This is a genomic window from Burkholderia sp. 22PA0099, assembly GCF_047497165.1.
In the GTDB taxonomy this organism is placed as follows: Bacteria; Pseudomonadota; Gammaproteobacteria; order Burkholderiales; family Burkholderiaceae; genus Burkholderia.
In genome coordinates this window covers 38974-56427 of record NZ_CP163164.1, presented here as the reverse complement: position 1 = coordinate 56427, position 17454 = coordinate 38974, and the positions used below count along the sequence as shown (strand labels likewise).

General features: G+C 68.8%; 15 protein-coding genes. 13 read left to right on the top strand and 2 right to left on the bottom strand.

What is annotated here, in order from left to right; all coding sequences use genetic code 11:
- Positions 1 to 133 precede the first annotated feature (133 nt).
- Together AB4851_RS00270 and AB4851_RS00265 are read right to left on the bottom strand one after the other, a co-directional pair.
- Positions 134 to 1627, bottom strand: coding sequence for an aldehyde dehydrogenase family protein (locus AB4851_RS00270; protein ID WP_414447943.1), 1494 nt, complete (start codon positions 1625 to 1627; stop codon positions 134 to 136).
- Between the two features lie 163 nt (positions 1628 to 1790).
- Positions 1791 to 2621 carry a helix-turn-helix transcriptional regulator gene (locus AB4851_RS00265; protein ID WP_414447942.1) on the bottom strand — a complete coding sequence of 277 codons (831 nt, stop codon included), beginning with the start codon at positions 2619 to 2621 and terminating at the stop codon, positions 1791 to 1793.
- 199 nt (positions 2622 to 2820) lie between these two features.
- On the opposite strand from AB4851_RS00265, the gene AB4851_RS00260 reads away from it, so the two are divergent.
- From AB4851_RS00260 to AB4851_RS00200, 13 genes are all read left to right on the top strand, one after another.
- Positions 2821 to 3165: a cupin domain-containing protein gene (locus AB4851_RS00260; protein WP_414441559.1), complete on the top strand. Its 345-nt coding sequence runs from the start codon at positions 2821 to 2823 to the stop codon at positions 3163 to 3165.
- Positions 3166 to 3348: 183 nt separating this feature from the next.
- On the top strand, positions 3349 to 4740 hold the full coding sequence (locus tag AB4851_RS00255; protein ID WP_414449203.1) for an NAD(P)/FAD-dependent oxidoreductase: 1392 nt from the start codon (positions 3349 to 3351) through the stop codon (positions 4738 to 4740).
- Positions 4741 to 4940: 200 nt separating this feature from the next.
- Positions 4941 to 6509 carry a purine-cytosine permease family protein gene (locus AB4851_RS00250; RefSeq protein WP_414447941.1) on the top strand — a complete coding sequence of 523 codons (1569 nt, stop codon included), beginning with the start codon at positions 4941 to 4943 and terminating at the stop codon, positions 6507 to 6509.
- A 429-nt stretch (positions 6510 to 6938) separates the two neighbouring features.
- A complete protein-coding gene (locus AB4851_RS00245) occupies positions 6939 to 7838 on the top strand; it encodes an NAD-dependent protein deacetylase (protein WP_414447940.1) in 900 nt (299 codons plus the stop codon).
- A 140-nt stretch (positions 7839 to 7978) separates the two neighbouring features.
- On the top strand, positions 7979 to 8602 hold the full coding sequence (locus AB4851_RS00240) for a DUF938 domain-containing protein (RefSeq protein WP_414447939.1): 624 nt from the start codon (positions 7979 to 7981) through the stop codon (positions 8600 to 8602).
- Between the two features lie 107 nt (positions 8603 to 8709).
- Positions 8710 to 10122, top strand: coding sequence for an NADP-dependent phosphogluconate dehydrogenase (gndA, locus tag AB4851_RS00235; RefSeq protein WP_414441563.1), 1413 nt, complete (start codon positions 8710 to 8712; stop codon positions 10120 to 10122).
- A 205-nt stretch (positions 10123 to 10327) separates the two neighbouring features.
- Positions 10328 to 10657: a DUF4148 domain-containing protein gene (locus tag AB4851_RS00230; RefSeq protein ID WP_414447938.1), complete on the top strand. Its 330-nt coding sequence runs from the start codon at positions 10328 to 10330 to the stop codon at positions 10655 to 10657.
- 335 nt (positions 10658 to 10992) lie between these two features.
- Positions 10993 to 11304, top strand: coding sequence for a cupin domain-containing protein (locus tag AB4851_RS00225; protein WP_414441565.1), 312 nt, complete (start codon positions 10993 to 10995; stop codon positions 11302 to 11304).
- Positions 11305 to 11403: 99 nt separating this feature from the next.
- Positions 11404 to 12183, top strand: a complete 780-nt coding sequence (locus AB4851_RS00220; RefSeq protein ID WP_414447937.1) for a peptidoglycan DD-metalloendopeptidase family protein — start codon at positions 11404 to 11406, stop codon at positions 12181 to 12183.
- Positions 12184 to 12502: 319 nt separating this feature from the next.
- The gene (locus AB4851_RS00215; RefSeq protein WP_414447936.1) at positions 12503 to 13039 is read left to right on the top strand and encodes a cytochrome b; all 537 of its coding nucleotides are present in this window, start codon (positions 12503 to 12505) and stop codon (positions 13037 to 13039) included.
- Between the two features lie 410 nt (positions 13040 to 13449).
- Positions 13450 to 14526 (top strand): alpha/beta hydrolase, encoded by a 1077-nt coding sequence (locus AB4851_RS00210; RefSeq protein ID WP_414441568.1) that lies wholly within the window; start codon positions 13450 to 13452, stop codon positions 14524 to 14526.
- Positions 14526 to 15548 carry a lipase secretion chaperone gene (locus AB4851_RS00205; RefSeq protein ID WP_414447935.1) on the top strand — a complete coding sequence of 341 codons (1023 nt, stop codon included), beginning with the start codon at positions 14526 to 14528 and terminating at the stop codon, positions 15546 to 15548. The genes AB4851_RS00210 and AB4851_RS00205 overlap by 1 nt, the downstream gene beginning before the upstream one ends.
- A gap of 297 nt (positions 15549 to 15845) precedes the next feature.
- A complete protein-coding gene (locus AB4851_RS00200) occupies positions 15846 to 17195 on the top strand; it encodes an MFS transporter (RefSeq protein ID WP_414441970.1) in 1350 nt (449 codons plus the stop codon).
- Positions 17196 to 17454: the final 259 nt, after the last annotated feature.

The window sequence follows — 17454 nt, the reverse complement described above, 5'->3', positions numbered from 1 at the left end:
GCGGAACTGTGGCGCGGGTGCTCGGCGTGCGCCGCCGACATGACAACGTCATATTGCAGGGCGGCGGCGCAGGCCGGTGTCGCGCCGCGGGGCGCCCGGCCGGCCCGATCTGATCCGATTGGCTCCGATCCGCTCAGGCGGAAATCCGGTGCCGCAGTTCCTGATAGCTGCGCAAGCCGGCCACGCCCAGTTCGCGCCCGATGCCGCTGAGGCCGAGGCCGCCCCAGCAGACCTGCGGAAAGATCAGTTGCGGCGTGTTGAGCCACGCCAGCCCCGCGCGCAGCGCCCGGGTCATGCGCCGGCCGGCCGCCTCGTCGCGCGTGACGACCGTGGCGACCAATCCGTAGTCCGTATCGTTGGCCAGGGCAACGGCTTCGTCGTCGTGCTCGAACGACTTCACGCAGGCTACCGGGCCGAACACCTCGTCGGTCCACAGCCGGTTGTCCGTGGCCGGTTCGGCCACCACCATCGGCGCGCGGAAGAAGCCGCTCTCGCAGGCCGCATCGAGTTGCCCCGAGAACGCCACGCGCGCGCCGGCCGCCAGGCCGGCCTCGACGGTGGCGTCCACGCGCGCGCGGTGCGCGTCCGAAATCAGCGGCCCCATCGCCACGCCGCCCACGTGCGGTGGCGCGACCACCAGCGCCTTCACGGCGGCCTCGAACGCCGTCATGAACGCAGCGCTCACGTTGCGATGCACCAGGATGCGCGCCGTGGCCGAGCACATCTGCCCGGCGTTCGTGAACGCGCCGCCCACCGCGAGCGAGACGGCCAGCGATAGATCGGCATCCTCACGAACGATCAGCGCCGACTTGCCGCCGAGCTCGAGCGTGACGCGCGTCATCCGTTCGGCGGCGGCGCGCATCACGTGCCGCCCGGCGGCGGTGCTGCCGGTAAACGAGATCTTGTCGATGCCGGGATGGGTGCTCAGTTGCGCACCGACCTCGGCGCCGCCGTTCACCACGTTGACCACGCCCGCCGGCACGCCGGCCGCCTGCACCAGCGCGATCAGGCGATGCTCGACCGGCGAGGTCAGCTCGGATGGCTTCAGCACGGCCGTGCAGCCGGCCGCCAGCGCGGGCGCGAGCTTCCAGGCGGTGGTCACCATCGGGAAATTCCACGGCACGATCAGCGCGGCCACGCCGACCGCGTCGTAGCTGCGTTCGGCCGATACGTCCGCGCCGTCCAGCGCGATCGGCTCGGGCGCGAACATCGCCGTGTCCTCGCACAGCCCGGCGTAATAGCGGAACGTTGCCGCCGCGTCGCTGGCGTCGATCTCGGCTTCCACGGGCGGCTTGCCGCTGATCCGGCATTGCAGCGCGGCCAGTGCCTCGCGATCGGCGTCGATGCCGTCGGCGATCGCGCGCAGCAAGCGGCCGCGCTCGGCGGCCGGCGTGGCGCGCCAGCCCGGCAAGGCAGTGCGCGCGGTGCTGACGGCCTCGCCGATCAGTGCCGCGTTCGCGTGCTCCTGCCAGCCGGCGGCCGCGCCCGTGGCTGCGTGATGCAGCGGCGTGCGCGCCTCGCTCGCCTCGCTGGCATCGGTGCTCAGAAAGCGCGGCGTGCCGGCGATGGTGGCGGCGGGATAGACGGTGAGCCCATCGTGGGCGCGACGGGTCGGAACAAGGCTCATCGGGATGTCTCCGTGGTTCGATGCACGGGGCGAGCGCCCGCGTCGCGACGATGGTAGGGGAGTTCGCGCGGCGGACGAATCGTGAAATGACAATGTCCACATCGATATGGATCGATGCAAGCGTTCGGGAATGCTAAACGGTGGAACGACGGGCAAGGCCGCGTCAGCGTTCGAGCTGGCCCCAGGTGACCAGCTCGCGCTTGGTTCGCACGCCGAGCTTGGCGAACGCGCGTTTCACATAGGATTCGGCCGTCGCCACGCGCACGCTCAGGATGTCGGCCGCCTCGGGCACCGTCTTGCCGCCGATCAGGTGCGCGCAGATCTCGTATTCGCGCTTCGAGAGCCGCAAGCCGTCGCGCGCGATGCGCGCATCGAACTGCGCGAGCGGGTGCAGATGCGGCGTGAAATGTGCGATGCGTCGCGCGGCCGTGGTCGAGGCGTGCAATTCGAGCAGCGGGAACAGGCAATCGCTGACGGTGCGAAAGCGCTGCATTTCGGCGAGCGAGAAGGCCGGCTGCCGCGTATCGCGTTCGAGCGCGATCGAGTGCTGGGCGTGGCGCGTGCCGCGCGCGAGCACGCATTCGTGCGCGATCTGCACCTCGTCGTAAAGCCGCTGGCGGAATTCGCCGGGCGGAATCGCGCCCACGTCGCGCACCACCAGCAGCGTGCCCACCTCGCCGCGAATCCCGGCGAACAGCGGATCGCGATCGTAGAAGCGGTCGTAGTAGAGCGTCATCACGTCGGCGATCGTGCTGGTGTCCATGCCCACGCCGCCGCTGCCGACCCATTCGGCGCGAAACCCGCTCGGCATGGCCGAATCGGTGCGCGAGCGCTCGATATGGACCACGTTGACCGGCACGATCTCGTTGAGCAGCACGGTCAGGCGCGGTACGAATTCAGGTGTCCCGACGGAATCGATGACGCGCCCGAGCGTCTGGAACGAGATCGGGATCGGGGCGGAATCGGCGGGAGAAGAAAGGGCTTGAACGGCCATGATGCGTGCCGGAATGGAGGCGAACCGATTATAGAGCACGCTCCGGTGGCGCCGGCAAGCAGGGTTTTCCAATGCATTCGCCGCGCCCCGCGCGCATCGCGCACCGACGAAACGCGGCTTGCCCCCCCTGAGGGGGGGCATACCGGCCCGCGCCCCGTGGGTACAGTCCTCACCACACTTCATTCACGGAATCACGCACATGAGCAAACTGGTTCAGGACATCGTTCCCCTCGGCGCCGGCCTCGGCGATTTCACGCGGCTCGACTACGGCATGGACGAATGCGACTGGCGCGCGAGCGCCGGCAAGAGCGGCGGCCATGTGGTCGGCTGGTGGGAGGGCAAGGTCGGCGCGGTCGATTTCCCCGCCACCGAAGCGGACGAGGCGGTGTGGCTGGTGGAAGGGCGCATCGCGCTGACCGATGCCGAAGGCACGCGCAAGGAATTCGCGGCGGGGCAGGGGTATCTGCTGCCGGCCGGCTTCGCGGGCCGCTGGGAAACGCTGGAAGACGCGAAGAAGTTCTACGTCGTGCTCGAAAAGGCCTGAGCGCGGCGGTGCGGCGCATCGCTCGCCGCGCCACGCGATCCCGTTCCACCCGCGCCGCCGGCGGCGGCGTTTTTCGTCAGGAGGCTCGCGATGCTCGACACTGCGAACCATCGTGAAGCCGGCCTCGGGGCCGGCGCCGAACCGTCGCGCGCGACGGCATCCCCATCCACCGCGCGCGAGGCCATGCCGGCCGACGCGGCGCGCGCGCTGTCCGGCGCGAAGCTGATGCCGTACTGGCTCGACAATCCGGCCGAGCCGCCGGCCGAAGCCGCGCTGTCGGGCGACACCACGGCGGATCTGCTGATCGTCGGCGGCGGCTTCACCGGCCTGTGGGCCGCCGTGCAGGCCAAGGAGCAGATGCCCGAACTGGACGTGGTGGTGATCGAGGCGGGGCGCGTCGCGCATGGCGCGTCGGGCCGCGCGGGCGGGATCATCTCGACCTCGGTGATGCACGGCTTGCCGAACGCGGTGCGCGTATTTCCGAACGACATCGCGCAACTCGAAAGCTTCGGCCATCGCAATCTCGACGGCTTCGAGGCCACGCTCGAGCGTTACGGCATCGATGCCGATATCGAATGGAACGGCGAGATGACGGTGGCGGTCGAGCCGGAGCACGTCGCGCATCTGCGCGACGATCATGCGCTGCACACGCGCTACGGCCACGACGTGGTGCTGCTCGACCGGCAGCAGACGCTCGAGCAACTGAACTCGCCGCTGTTCGCCGGCGCGCTGTGGTCGCGCAACCGCAGCGGCATCGTGCATCCGGCCAAGCTGGCCTGGGGCCTCAAGCGCGCGGCGCTGTCGCTCGGCGTGCGGCTCTACGAGCACACGCCGTTGCAGGACGTGCGCGACGAGGGCGCCACCGTGCTGGCGGCCACGCCGAACGGCAGCGTACGCGCGCCGCGCGTGCTGTTCGGCAGCGGCACGGCGAAAGTCGGGATTCCCGACATCAACCGCCGCGTGCTGCAGGTGCGCGATCACGTGCTCGCCACCGAGCCGCTCAGTGAAGCCCAACTGGCGCGGATCGGCTGGCGCAACCGCCAGGGCATCTACGACACGCGCACTCAGCTCAACTATTTTCGGCTGACGAAGGACAACCGCATCATCTTCGGCGGGCTGGTCAGCTATCACTTCGACGGCAACCCGAACCCCGAGCAGGACGGCCGGCACGACACCTACACGCGGCTCGCGCAGGCGTTCTTCCGCACCTTTCCGCAATTGGCCGACGTGCGCTTCTCGCATGCCTGGGGCGGCCCGATCGACTATTGCTCGCGCGGCTCGGTGTTCGCCAAGCGCTATCTCGGCGACAAGGCCGTGTTCGTGGCCGGCTATACGGGCTTCGGCGTGGCGGCCAGCCGCTTCGGTGCGTTCATGGGCCTGAACATCCTGTTCGATCGCGACAGCCCCGAGCGAGGGCTCGACATCGCGAACCAGAGCCCGACCTACATCCCGCCCGAGCCGGTGCGGTGGCTGGCCGCGAAGCTCACGTTCCATGCGTTCGACGGCGCGGATGAAGAGGGCGGCTGGAAGCGCGCCTGGATTCGCGGCATCAAGGCGATGGGTTTCCCGATGTGACGCGTGGCGCGTGGCGTGGTGGGCCGGCAGGCCGCCACGCCACGCCCGCATCGGGCCATCGATTCGTTCTCCGATGTTTTTGACACCGCACGATCCGCGCGGGCGCGACGCCCCGCGCGCACCCGCATGACAAGCGATCGGCACAACACGCCGGCCAGGCCGCGAACGCGGCCGGACCGGCGCCCGAATGGAGCGAGACAATGAACGACACCTCCCACGACGACACCAGCATGACGCGGGTCGAGACCTTCGGTTTCGAACGCATCCCCGACGCCTCGCGCTATGCGCGGCCGATCGACCTGTTCCGGCTGCTGTTCGGCGGCTGCAATACGTTCTCCACCTGCGTGCTCGGCAGCTTTCCGATCCTGGTCGGGCTGTCGTTTCGCGACAGCGCGCTCGCGATCCTGCTCGGCGTGCTGGCCGGCACCTGCATCCTCGCGCCGATGAGTTTGTTCGGCACGCGCAACGGCACCAACGATCCGGTGTCGTCGGGCGCGCACTTCGGCATCCATGGCCGGATCGTCGGCTCGTTCCTGGCGCTGCTGACCTCGGTGGCGTTTTTCTCGCTGGCGGTCTGGAGCTCGGGCGACGCGCTGGTGGGCGGCGCGCACAGCCTGGTCGGGGTGCCCGTCAACGGCGCGACGGTGGGGCTGTCGTATCTGGTGTTCGCGGTGCTGGTGCTGGTGGTCTGCATCTACGGCTTCCGCTTCATGCTGTGGGTGAACAAGATCGCCGTATGGGCCGCGAGCCTGATGTTCGTGGTGGGGGCGTTCGCGTTCTCGGGCGCTTTCGACGCCGGTTACGCGGGCACGCTGCACACCGGCGGCCCCGGCTTCTGGGCCGCGTTCTGCGGCGCGGCGCTGGTGGCGATGAGCAACCCCGTGTCGTTCGCCTCGACGCTCGGCGACTGGGCGCGCTACATCCCCGACACCACGCCGCGCCATCGCGTGGTGGGCGCGGTGTTCGTCGCGCAACTGGCCACCTTCGTGCCGTTCTTCTTCGGGCTGGCCACGGCCACCATCATCGCCACCCACGCGCCGTCGTTCATTGCGTCGAACGACTACGTGGGCGGCCTGCTCGCCGTGTCGCCGCGCTGGTTCCTGCTGCCGACCTGCGTGATCGCGATCATCGGCGGCATGTCCACCGGCACCACGGCGCTGTATGGCACCGGCCTCGACATGTCGAGCATGTTCCCGAAGCGGCTGAACCGGGTGCGTGCGACGCTGCTGATCGGCACGCTGGCGATCGGTTTCATCTTCGTCGGACGCTTCGCGTTCAACCTGGTGGAGAGCGTGTCGACTTTCTCGACGCTGATCGGCACGTTCAGTTGCCCGTGGATGGCGATCATGGTGATCGGCTACGTGACGCGGCGCGGCTTCTACCTGGCCGACGATCTGCAGGTGTTCAATCGCGGCGGCCGCGGCGGCCATTACTGGTTCACGCACGGCTGGAACCTGCGCGCGATGGGCGCGTGGCTGCCGGCCGCGCTGCTCGGGCTGGCCTTCGTCAATCTGCCGGGGCAGTTCGTGGGCGTGCTCGGCAACCTGGCGGGCGGGCTCGACCTCAGCGTGCCGGTGTCGCTGGTGCTCGGCGGCGCGCTGTATCTGGCACTCCTGACGATGTTTCCGGAACCGGATGCGGTTTACGGCCCGGCCGGGCGGCGGCTGGTGCGCGGCGCGCTGCATGGCGTCACGGGTGGTGATATCGGCAGCGCACGCGGCGAAGGCGAAACGGACGGCGCGGCCCGGATCGGCCGCAGCGCCCTGTAGGCACGATCGTCGCGTTTGCGCAGTGGAGCGTGCTCGGGATCGCCGTGGCGCTGGGCGGAGGGTAGGCGGGGGAACGGTGCCGAAGAGAACCGGCGGAACCGGCGGAACAAAAGAAAAAGCCCGCAACACTGTTGCGGGCTGAATCCATGTTGGAGACATGGAGGAGACAGATGCAATACTAAGGGTTAGTACTAGGCTTGGCAAGCGATTTCGTCATTCGTTGTGTTGGTGCAACGACAAAGCCTCGCCAGGCCTGCCGTTCGGGCGTTTCAGCCGGCATCGATCCCATTCGTTTTCGTTCCGGCCCCGTTGTAATCGAGCCTTGGCGCGGCGTGTCACGCGGGCCAACCGGCTTCGGTATGATGGACGCTCGCTGGCGCACGAGGCGGCGTTCCGCCCGAAGCCGCCGGCAGGACCCCTCACCCAGCCATGACCCTCCTCGATACGACGTTCGACGCCAATACGGCGGACCCGGCAGCGCTCGATGCGTTGCATGCCTTCGTCGAACGCCATCCGCGCCTGTTCGTGCTGACCGGCGCCGGCATCAGCACCGATTCCGGCATCCCCGGCTACCGCGATCGCAACGGCCAATGGATGCGCTCCCAACCGATCCAGTACCAGGAATTCGTCGGTTCCGAGCACGCGCGCCGCCGTTATTGGGCACGCAGCATGCTCGGCTGGCCGGTGGTCGGGCGTGCCCGGCCGAACGCGGCGCATCGTGCGCTGGCCCGGCTCGGCGCGGCCGGGCGAGTGGGCCGGCTGGTCACGCAGAACGTCGACGGCCTGCATCAGCGCGCCGGCAGCACCGGCGTGATCGAGCTGCACGGCGGCATCGACGGCGTGACCTGCCTCGACTGCGGCGCCCACCACGCGCGTGCCGCGATCCAGCCGATGCTCGAAGCCGACAACCCCGCGCTGCTCGCGATGGAGGCCGTGCCGCTGGCCGACGGCGACGCGCAACTCGAACTCGATACGCTCGACGCGTTCCGCGTGCCGGCCTGCCCGCTGTGCGGCGGCATGCTGAAGCCGGCCGTGGTGTTTTTCGGTGAAAACGTGCCGCGCGAGCGCGTGGCGGCCGCCAGCCAATCGCTCGACGAAGCCGACGCCGTGCTGGTGGTCGGCTCGTCGCTGATGGTCTATTCGGGCTACCGATTCTGCGTCTGGGCGCAGCAGCGCGACAAGCCCGTCGCCGCGCTGAACCTTGGCCGCACGCGCGCCGACCCGTTGCTCGCGTTGAAGATCGAGGCGGCGTGCGGCTCGACGCTCGATGCGCTGGCCGCGCGGCTCGGGCTGGCCGACGCGGCGCACGGCGAGCAAGCCGGCGCCTGAGCGCCGAAGCGCCGAAGCGCCGAAGCGCCGAAGCCCCGAAGCGGCGGCGCGGGCAGGCCACGCGCCCGCCCGCTATCGCGCTCCGCGCCAATCCGGCACACTGCGCGCTTCGCATCCTTTCGCACCGAGGCGCTTCCCGCATGAGCCACCCGATCACGCCCCCCGAACGTCTGCACGCGCCGGCCGCCGAACGCAATCGCGAGCCGATCCTCGCGGTGCTGCGCGAGGTGCTGCCGGCCCAGGGCACCGTGCTCGAAATCGCGAGCGGCAGCGGCCAGCACGCCGTGCATTTCGCCGCCGCGCTGCCGCATCTCGCGTGGCAGCCGACCGACCCCGATCCCGACGCGCTGGCCTCGATCGCCGCCTGGTCTGCCGATGTCGCGCTGCCCAATCTGCTCGCGCCGCGCCAGCTCGACGTGCGCGCCGACACCTGGCCGCTCGACGCGGCCGATGCGGTGGTCTGCATCAACATGATTCATATCGCGCCCTGGGACGCGGCCTGCGCGTTGATCGCGGGCGCGTCGCGCGTGCTGGGCGACGGCGGCGTACTGCTGCTGTACGGCCCGTACCGCCGCAACGGCGAGCACACCGCGCCGTCGAACGCCGCGTTCGACGCGCAGTTGCGCCGCCGCGACCCCTCATGGGGCATTCGCGACCTGGAGGCCGTGACCGAACTCGCGCAGGCTGCCGGATTCGAGCCGGAACGTGTCGTCGAGATGCCGGCCAACAACCTGAGCGTCGTGTTTCGCCGCCGCGCGCGCTGAACACCTGCGCGGCGCGACCAAGCGCCGCCGACAGGTTTTCCCTTATCCTTTACGGCTAGGCGCGCGGCTCGGCCGGGCCGCGCCAGGATTTTTTCGGAGAATGAACCATGGGCAAACAAGCAATCGGCGTAGTCGGGATGGCCGTGATGGGCCGCAATCTGGCGTTGAACATCGAGAGCCGCGGCCACGCCGTGTCCGTGTACAACCGCAGCCGCGACAAGACCGACGAGCTGATCGCCGAATTCCCCGATCGCAAGCTGGTTCCGACCTACACGCTCGAGGAGTTCGTCGCGTCGCTCGAAACGCCGCGCCGCATCCTGCTGATGGTCAAGGCCGGCGAGCCGACCGATGCGACCATCGCGGCGATCAAGCCGCTGCTCGGCAAGGGCGACGTGCTGATCGACGGCGGCAACACGCATTTCACCGACACCATCCGCCGCAACCAGGAACTCGCGCAATCGGGCCTGCACTTCATCGGCACGGGCGTGTCGGGCGGTGAGGAGGGCGCGCTGCACGGCCCGTCGATCATGCCGGGCGGCCAGCGCGACGCCTACGACCTGGTCGAGCCGATCCTCAAGCAGATCGCCGCCAAGGCGCCGGGCGACGGCGAGCCGTGCGTGGCCTACATGGGCCCGGACGGCGCGGGCCATTTCGTGAAGATGGTCCACAACGGCATCGAATACGGCGACATGCAGTTGATCGCCGAAAGCTACGCCGTGCTCAAGCAGGTGGCCGGCCTGTCGAACGAGGAACTCGGCAAGGTCTACACCGAGTGGAACCAGGGCGAGCTCGACAGCTACCTGATCGAGATCACCTCGAAGATCTTCGACAAGAAGGACGACGAGACCGGCGAATACCTGGTCGACGTGATCCTCGACCGCGCCGCGCAAAAGGGCACCGGCAAGTGGACCAGCCAGAACGCGCTCGACCTGGGCGTGCCGCTGCCGCTGATCACGGAATCGGTGTTCGCGCGCGTGCTGTCGTCGCTGAAGACGCAGCGTGTGGCCGCGAGCAAGGTGCTCAAGGGGCCGTCGCCGGCCAAGCCGGACGGCGATCGCGCGGCCTTTGTCGAAGCGGTGCGCCGCGCGCTGTACCTGAGCAAGGTGATTTCGTACGCGCAAGGCTTCGCGCAGCTCGACACGGCCTCGAAGGAATACGAGTGGAAGCTCGATCTTGGCGAAATCGCGCGCATCTTCCGCGCTGGCTGCATCATCCGTGCACGCTTCCTGCAGAAGATCACCGATGCCTACACGACCAACCCGGAACTCGCGAACCTGCTGCTCGATCCGTACTTCCAGGACATCTCCACGAATTACCAGGAAGCACTGCGCGACGTGGTGGTGGCCGCGGTGAAGGCCGGCGTGCCGGTGCCGGCGTTCTCGTCGGCGGTCGCGTACTTCGACAGCTATCGCTCGGAACGCCTGCCGGCGAACCTTGTGCAGGCGCAGCGAGATTTCTTCGGCGCACACACGTTCGAGCGTACCGACAAGCCCGGCAGCTTCCACGCCGATTGGGCGTAAGGCGGACACGAACGGTAATTGTTGCAGATACCAGCAACATCAATAGGGTTTATAGCCCCGGTATCGGCGGATTGTTATCGTTCGAAGAACAGTGTTTTCGGCGATTAGTGGTTTTCCCTAGGTTCGAACGAGACTAGACTTCACATCACTCGCTGCCCACATGGTGTGTGCGGTGAAGCAAAAAAAATGTCTCGGAGGTTTAATCATGAAAACGCTGATCGCTGCTGTTGCTGCCGCTGCTGTCCTGACCGTGCCGGCCATTTCGTTCGCTCAACAATCGAACGGCCCGCTGACCCGCGCTGAAGTGAAGGCGCAACTGGTTCAACTGGAAAAGGCCGGCTACCAACCGGGTACGGATCGCACCGACTACCCGGCCGGCATCCAGGCTGCTGAAGCCCGCGTCAACCCGCAACAAAACTACGCCAACGCCGACACCAGCGGCTACGGTTCGCAACCGGCCGCTGCCGCCGAATCGGGCACGCCGTCGAAGGTTCGCCGCATCGCCGACGGCGCCCCGATCTACAAGGGTCGTTGATCGGAAGCGGGTGGCGCGCCGCAAGGCCGAGCCACCCGCACCGATAGCCGGTTGACGTGGTAGCAGTACGTCGCAGTCATAGCCCGCGGTTTCCGAAAGGAACCGCGGGCTTGTTTTTTGCTGCGTGAATCATCCCGGTTCAGCCGTCCTGGCCGAACGGCGAACGATGCCGCTACCGGTCCGGAAACGGTGCAAAATCGTCCAGCCGTGCGGGGAATCAGGGTGCGATGGTTCCGAAATTCGCGCCGAGCAGGTACTATCCGACGGGCACGCAGCGGCCTGGCCGGGCCGCGCGGCGAGAAGGCGGCGCCACCGCCGCCATGCCGGAATCCGACATGAAGCTCATTCGCAGCAAGACTTTCACCGCGTCGCGCGCCTGGGGCGCGCTCGATATCGCCAATATGCGCGGCATCACCACGCGGCTCCACTGGACCGACCAGCCCTACATCTGGCATGTGAACGACGGCGAGGAAGTGTTCGTCGTCCTCGACGGACAAGTCGACATGCACTATCGCGATGCCGCCGGCGAGCAGGTAGCCTTGCTCGAAACCGGCGACATCTTTCATGCCACGGTGGGCACGGAGCACGTCGCCCATCCGCGCGGAGAAGCCCGTATTCTCGTCGTGGAAACCGAAGGCAGCGTCTGAAGCCCCCACACCCACGGGGGCGGCCCGATCCGGGCCACGCGTCCGGCTCGCGTATGCGATGCGCGGCCGGGCGCAGCGAAGCGAAACCAGGGAGGCAGCTTGAGAAGAACGATCTTCACCGAAACCACCACGTACCGTCGCGCCGTGTCCCGTGCGACGCTGCTCGCCGCGGGCGCTGCGCTCGTCGGCGGTTGCACGATGACGCCGTGGACGGACTCGTACCAGCCGTCGAACGCGCCGCAACCCACCCGGCAAGCCGGCGTGCTGGCCGGCTATTACCGCGTCAATCCCGGCGATACGCTGCCGTCGATCGCGGCCGGCTTCGGCCAGCGCGTGCAGGATCTGGCGAGCTGGAACCGCATCGCGCCCACCGACATGCTGACGCCGGGCCAGGTGCTGCGCGTCTCGCCGCCGCCCGGTGCGACCGTCGTGACGTCGCCGGTGCCGTCCGGCGCCGCGCCGTCCGTCTCGACATTGCCGGACACGCAAGCGGCGCAGGCGCAAACCCAGACCACGCCGCTGGCCTGGCCCGCGCAGGGCACCGTGACCTCGCGCTTCATCCCCGGCAAGACGCGCGGCATCACGATCACCTCGACGGGTGACAAGACCGTGCGCGCCGCCGCGCCGGGCCGCGTGGTGTATGCCGGCACCGGTGTCGCGAAGTACGGCCCGCTCGTGATCCTCAAGCACGAGAGCGGCCTGATCACGGCCTACGGCCATAACGGCCAGTTGCTCGTCAACGAAGGCGATGCCGTGACAGCGGGCCAGCCGATCGCCGAAATGGCGACCAATCCGGATGGCCGTGCGTCGTTCGACTTCGAAGTGCGCCAGGACGGCAAGCCGGCCGATCCGATCACGTTCCTGCCGCGCAACAACTGAGGCAGGCGGGCACGCGCTGTCGCGCGCCCGTTTCGCACTCGATCCGCCCGCATCGTGCGTTCGCGCGATGCGGGTTTTTTGTTCCCGCAGCGCCACTCGCGGCGCATCCCGAAAGGCCCCGCGGCGCGACGTTGATGGAACGTTCGAGGCTGCACGCGGCCCATCCCCCGGCGTCTTGTCGCAGCGCGTTTTCTCTCGCCGAATTCCTTGCGTTTCGATCTGCCTCGCGTCATTTCGGCCCGGTACAATCGCGGCTTCAGCCCCGGCCCGCCAAGCGCCGGAGGCGATTCCACAATAAAGAAAGACCAACGGAGCCCCGATGAAGAACATCCTAGCGACCCAGCCTCGCTATAACCGCCCGGCCATTGCGTTTCACTGGGCGATCGTGCTGGGCATCGCGCTGGCCTACCTGGCGATCGAGATCCGGGGGCCGAAGGGCACCGATAGCCGCACGTTCTGGATGAACGTGCATTTCTGCGCGGGCACCACCGTGTTCCTGCTGTCGGTGCTGCGGGTGTTCTGGCGTTTCGGCTCGCGTCATCCCGATCCGCTGCCGCAGCCGGCCGTGTTGAGGTTTCTCGCCAAGCTCTCGCATCTCGCGCTGTATCTGTTCACGCTCGGCCAGCCGCTGCTCGGCATGGCGTTCGTCAACATGGGTGGGCATCCGGTCACGATCGCGCCGCTCGGGCTGTCGTTCATGCTGTTCGACGCCAATCCGGCCCTGCGCGGCCCGCTCAAGGAAACCCACGAGCTGCTCGGCAACCTGTTCTATTACGTGATCGGCCTGCATGCGCTGGCCGCGCTCTGGCATCACTTCGTGAAGCGCGACACCACCTTGCGCCGAATCCTGCCGTAAGCGCGACGGCGCGGCCCGATCGTTTCGGTTTCCGTATCCGGGGCCTGTTTTCCGGGGCCGCGCCATCGCGGAATGTTGCGCCCGCAACATATCGTCGGGTTCAAGCGGCGGGTCGACCCCGGCTGTGATCGCATCTCGCGCTTGCCGCGCTTCACGATGCGCCTTCCTCGAATCGATTCGCACTCCCACATGAATCGATGCGGCATCGCAACACCGCGCGGCTTCGCCCGTGCCCGCCCGATCGCACCGCCCCCGTCAATCGAGTAGAGACGCGCTTCCAAACAGCCGTCCGATTGCGGACAAGCCGCGCGCCCCCGTGTTTCACTCCGCACTTGCCGCGATCGCGCCTCGGCGCGCCGCGGCGTTCCGTTGCATCCACATCGATACATCCCATAACGATGGAGACAAGCATGCGCAGATCGATGCGTTCCAGGCTGGTGGCGAGGGCAGTGGCGTGGGCCGTGGCGGCGATGCCGCTGGCGGGCGTGGCAGCCGTGACGATGGCCGTGGCCCCGGCGGCCGTGGCGGCCGATACCTACGCGGCGACGCGTTATCCGGTGATCCTCGTGCACGGTCTGTCCGGCACCGACAAGTTCGCCAACGTCGTCGATTATTGGTACGGCATCCAGAGCGATCTGCAATCGCACGGTGCGCAGGTGTACGTCGCCAACGTGTCGGGATTCCAGAGCGACGACGGCCCGAACGGGCGCGGCGAGCAACTGCTGGCCTACGTGAAGCAGGTGCTGGCCGCTACCGGCGCGACCAAGGTGAATTTGATCGGCCACAGCCAGGGCGGGCTGACCTCGCGCTATGTCGCGGCCGTCGCGCCGCAACTGGTGGCGTCGGTCACGACCATCGGCACGCCGCATCGCGGCTCCGAATTCGCCGATTTCGTGCAGGACGTGCTGAAGACCGACCCGACCGGCCTCTCGTCGACGGTGATCGCGGGCTTCGTCAATGCGTTCGGCGCGCTGATCAGCAGCTCGCACAACACGAACCAGGACGCGCTCGCCGCGCTGAAGACGCTGACCACGGCGCAGACCGCCACCTACAACCGGAACTTCCCGAGCGCGGGCCTGGGCGCCCCCGGTTCTTGCCAGACGGGCGCGTCGACCGAAACCGTCGGCGGCAACACGCATCTGCTGTATTCGTGGGGCGGCACGGCGATCCAGCCGACCGCCACGGTGCTCGGCGTGACGGGTGCGAGCGATACCAGCGTCAACCTGATCGATTCGGCGAACCTGACCGACCCGTCCACGCTGGCGTTGCTCGGCACCGGCGCGGTCATGATCAATCGCGGCTCGGGCCAGAACGACGGCCTTGTTTCGCGATGCAGCGCGCTGTTCGGGCAGGTGATCGGCACCAGCTATCACTGGAACCATCTCGACGAGATCAACCAGTTGCTCGGCGTGCGCGGCGCGAAGGCCGAGGACCCGGTCGCGGTGATCCGCACGCACGTGAACCGTCTGAAGCTGCAGGGCATCTGATGGGCGTGGCCCGCCTGGCGCTGTACGCGGCCTGCGGCCTGGCCGCGTCCGGCGCGATCGTTTTCTGGCTGGTGCCGCCGGCGCCTCAAGAGCAGGCGGGCGGGGCGGGTGCGCAGGCTGCCGTTGCCGGCGCGCCGCCCGACGCATCGGGCGTACCGGCCACGTTGGCCGCGTCGTTGCCGAGCGCGCTGGCCGGCTCGCAAGCGCCACGCTTGCCGCTCGATGCGGGCGGCCGGCTCGCGAGGACGCGCGCCGTGCGCGATTTCTTCGATTACTGCCTGAGCGCGCAAAGCCAGCTCACGCCGGCCGCGCTCGACACGCTGGTGCGCCGCGAGATCGCGGCGCAACTCGACGGCAGCCCGGCGCAGTCGGACGCGCTCGACGTCTGGCATCGCTACCGCGCCTATTTCGACGGCCTCGCGCGCTTGGCCGGCGGCGGCGCGGTGTTCGGCGACAAGCTCGATCCGGCGGCGATGCAGTTGGCGCTCGACCAGCGTTCGGACCTGGCGAACCGCACGCTCGGCGAGTGGGCCGCGCCGTTTTTCGGCGACGAGCAGCGCCACCAGCGGCTCGATCTCGAACGCATTCGCATCGCGCGCGATCCATCGTTGAACGACGCGCAGAAGGCGGCGCGGTTCGCCGCACTCGATACGCAACTGACGCCGGCCGAGCGCGCCCGGCGCGACGCGTTGCAGGCGCAGCAGGATGCGGTGACGGCGATCGCCGCCTTGCAGCAATCGGGCGCGACGCCCGACGAAATGCGCGCTCAGATCGCGCAGACGCTCGGCCCCGAGGCCGCCGCACGCGTCGCGCAATTGCAGCGGGACGATGACGCATGGCAGGCGAAGTACCGCGCCTATGCGGCCGAGCGCGACCGGATCGCCGCGCAGGCGCAGGCCCCGCAGGATCGCGACGCGCAGATCGCGCAATTGCGGCAGCAGACGTTCACCGCGCCGGGCGATGCGATCCGCGCTGCCGCGCTCGATCGGGCCGCGCCGGCGGTGAGCGGACGGGGCGGGTAGCGTTGTTGGCGAGGCGGATGCCCGGCGGCCGGCTCGCATGACATCGATTCGTCTTCCTGAGCGACGGCTGTCGCCAAGGCCGCATTCATTTCGTGGTCCTTGCCTTTCGGTCAGCTTTCTCGCATCACGCGGGCCTGCACGATTCGCGCCGCTCTGCAACAATGCGGGAGCGGCAGCGTACCGCCGTACCGTTCCATCCGTGATGCGCATCGCGCATCGCTCGTCCCACCGAGTCCAGCCTTGTCCGAAACCCTCCTCGCCGGCGGCTCCGCGGAGCCGGCGTTCAATTGGCGCGCGATGCTCGCGCTGTTGCTCGCGGTCGCGCTCGCGACGCTCGACACCGCGATCGCCAACACCGCGCTGCCGGCCATCGCCGCCGACCTTCACACGGCGCCCGCCGCCTCGGTGTGGATCATCAACGCCTACCAGCTCGCGATGGTGGCCACCTTGCTGCCGCTCGCGGCGCTCGGCGACATCGTCGGCCACCGGCGCATCTATATCGGTGGCCTGATCGTGTTTACCTGCGCATCGCTGGCCTGCGCGCTGGTGTCGACGCTGCCGATGCTGACCGCCGCGCGCGTCGTGCAGGGCCTGGGCGCGGCGGCGATCATGAGCGTCAACACGGCGCTGATCCGTTATCTGTACCCGGCCAAGCGGCTCGGCAGCGGGCTCGGGCTCAATGCGCTGATCGTCGGCACCTCGTTCGCGATCGGGCCGACCATCGCCTCGCTGATTCTCTCGGTGGCGGACTGGCCCTGGCTGTTCGCGGTCAACGTGCCGCTCGGCGTGCTCGCGCTGGCCGTGGCGATTCCGTCGCTGCCGCAAACCGCGCGCGGCGGCCACACGTTCGACCGCGTCGCGGCGCTGTTCAACGTCGTGACGTTCTCGGCGCTGATCTTCGCGCTCGGCGAAACGGCGCAGCGCGGGCCGGTGTCGATCAGCCTGATCGCGGCGGGCGTCGCGCTGCTGTTCGGCTGGCTGCTGATGCGGCGCGAGCACGGCCACCCGTCGCCGATGCTGCCGGTCGACCTGTTCCGGCGCCCGGTGTTTGCGCTGTCGGCGGTCACGGCGGTGTGCTCGTTCGCGGCGCAGGGGTTGGCGTTCGTGTCGCTGCCGTTCTATTTCGAGGATGTCCTGCATCGCAGCGCGGTCGAAACCGGCTTCCTGATGACGCCGTGGTCGGCCGTGGTGGCGCTGTCCGCGCCGATCGCGGGCCGCCTGTCGGACCGTTATCCGCCGGGCCTGCTCGGCGCGATCGGCCTGGCCCTGCTGGCGCTCGGCATGGCGCTGCTGGCGATGCTGCCGCCGTATCCGCAGGTCGGCGACATCATCTGGCGCATGGCGCTGTGCGGCGCGGGCTTCGGCTTCTTCCAGTCGCCGAACCTGAAGGCATTGATGGCGAGCGCGCCGCCCGAGCGCAGCGGCGGCGCGAGCGGCATCGTCGCCACGGCGCGGCTGATCGGCCAGGCCACCGGCGCGGCGCTCGTCGCGCTGTGCTTCGGCATCGCGTCGCGCCACGGCCCGACGCTGGCGCTCGGCATCGGCGCGGGCTTCTCGGCCGCCGCCAGCCTGGCGAGCGGGATGCGGCTGTTCGCGCCGTCGCACCGGTCGGGGCAGGCCGTGGCGTCGGAGCGGGGCGGCAAGTAACCCGCAGGTAATCCGCAAGCAACGCAACGCGCGCGCCGCCTCGCGCGGCGCGGGACAGGTCGGGATCGGCATGGCTTGTCGGTTTTCCAGCGATCCGATCCGGACATCGCGCCTGATGCGCCCGCTCGCGGCGCACACGCCGCCTCCGACCCTGCCGTTCCACCGGCAACCCCCGCCGGCAAACCCCCAACCCCCTGGACGCAGACATAAAAAAAGCCCGGCCGGAGCCGGGCTCGAATCGGCCACGCACCGTTGCCGG

Excerpts from the sequence above, each read along its gene's own strand:
- AB4851_RS00245 (WP_414447940.1), top strand. The coding sequence starts at position 6,939 with ATGACCCTCCTCGATACGACGTTCGACGCCAATACGGCGGACCCGGCA.
- AB4851_RS00200 (WP_414441970.1), top strand. The coding sequence starts at position 15,846 with ATGCTCGCGCTGTTGCTCGCGGTCGCGCTCGCGACGCTCGACACCGCG.
- AB4851_RS00250 (WP_414447941.1), top strand. The coding sequence starts at position 4,941 with ATGAACGACACCTCCCACGACGACACCAGCATGACGCGGGTCGAGACC.
- AB4851_RS00210 (WP_414441568.1), top strand. The coding sequence starts at position 13,450 with ATGCGCAGATCGATGCGTTCCAGGCTGGTGGCGAGGGCAGTGGCGTGG.
- AB4851_RS00230 (WP_414447938.1), top strand. The coding sequence starts at position 10,328 with ATGAAAACGCTGATCGCTGCTGTTGCTGCCGCTGCTGTCCTGACCGTG.
- AB4851_RS00205 (WP_414447935.1), top strand. The coding sequence starts at position 14,526 with ATGGGCGTGGCCCGCCTGGCGCTGTACGCGGCCTGCGGCCTGGCCGCG.
- AB4851_RS00225 (WP_414441565.1), top strand. The coding sequence starts at position 10,993 with ATGAAGCTCATTCGCAGCAAGACTTTCACCGCGTCGCGCGCCTGGGGC.
- AB4851_RS00260 (WP_414441559.1), top strand. The coding sequence starts at position 2,821 with ATGAGCAAACTGGTTCAGGACATCGTTCCCCTCGGCGCCGGCCTCGGC.
- AB4851_RS00270 (WP_414447943.1), bottom strand. The coding sequence starts at position 1,627 with ATGAGCCTTGTTCCGACCCGTCGCGCCCACGATGGGCTCACCGTCTAT.
- AB4851_RS00265 (WP_414447942.1), bottom strand. The coding sequence starts at position 2,621 with ATGGCCGTTCAAGCCCTTTCTTCTCCCGCCGATTCCGCCCCGATCCCG.
- AB4851_RS00255 (WP_414449203.1), top strand. The coding sequence starts at position 3,349 with ATGCCGGCCGACGCGGCGCGCGCGCTGTCCGGCGCGAAGCTGATGCCG.
- AB4851_RS00240 (WP_414447939.1), top strand. The coding sequence starts at position 7,979 with ATGAGCCACCCGATCACGCCCCCCGAACGTCTGCACGCGCCGGCCGCC.
- gndA (WP_414441563.1), top strand. The coding sequence starts at position 8,710 with ATGGGCAAACAAGCAATCGGCGTAGTCGGGATGGCCGTGATGGGCCGC.
- AB4851_RS00215 (WP_414447936.1), top strand. The coding sequence starts at position 12,503 with ATGAAGAACATCCTAGCGACCCAGCCTCGCTATAACCGCCCGGCCATT.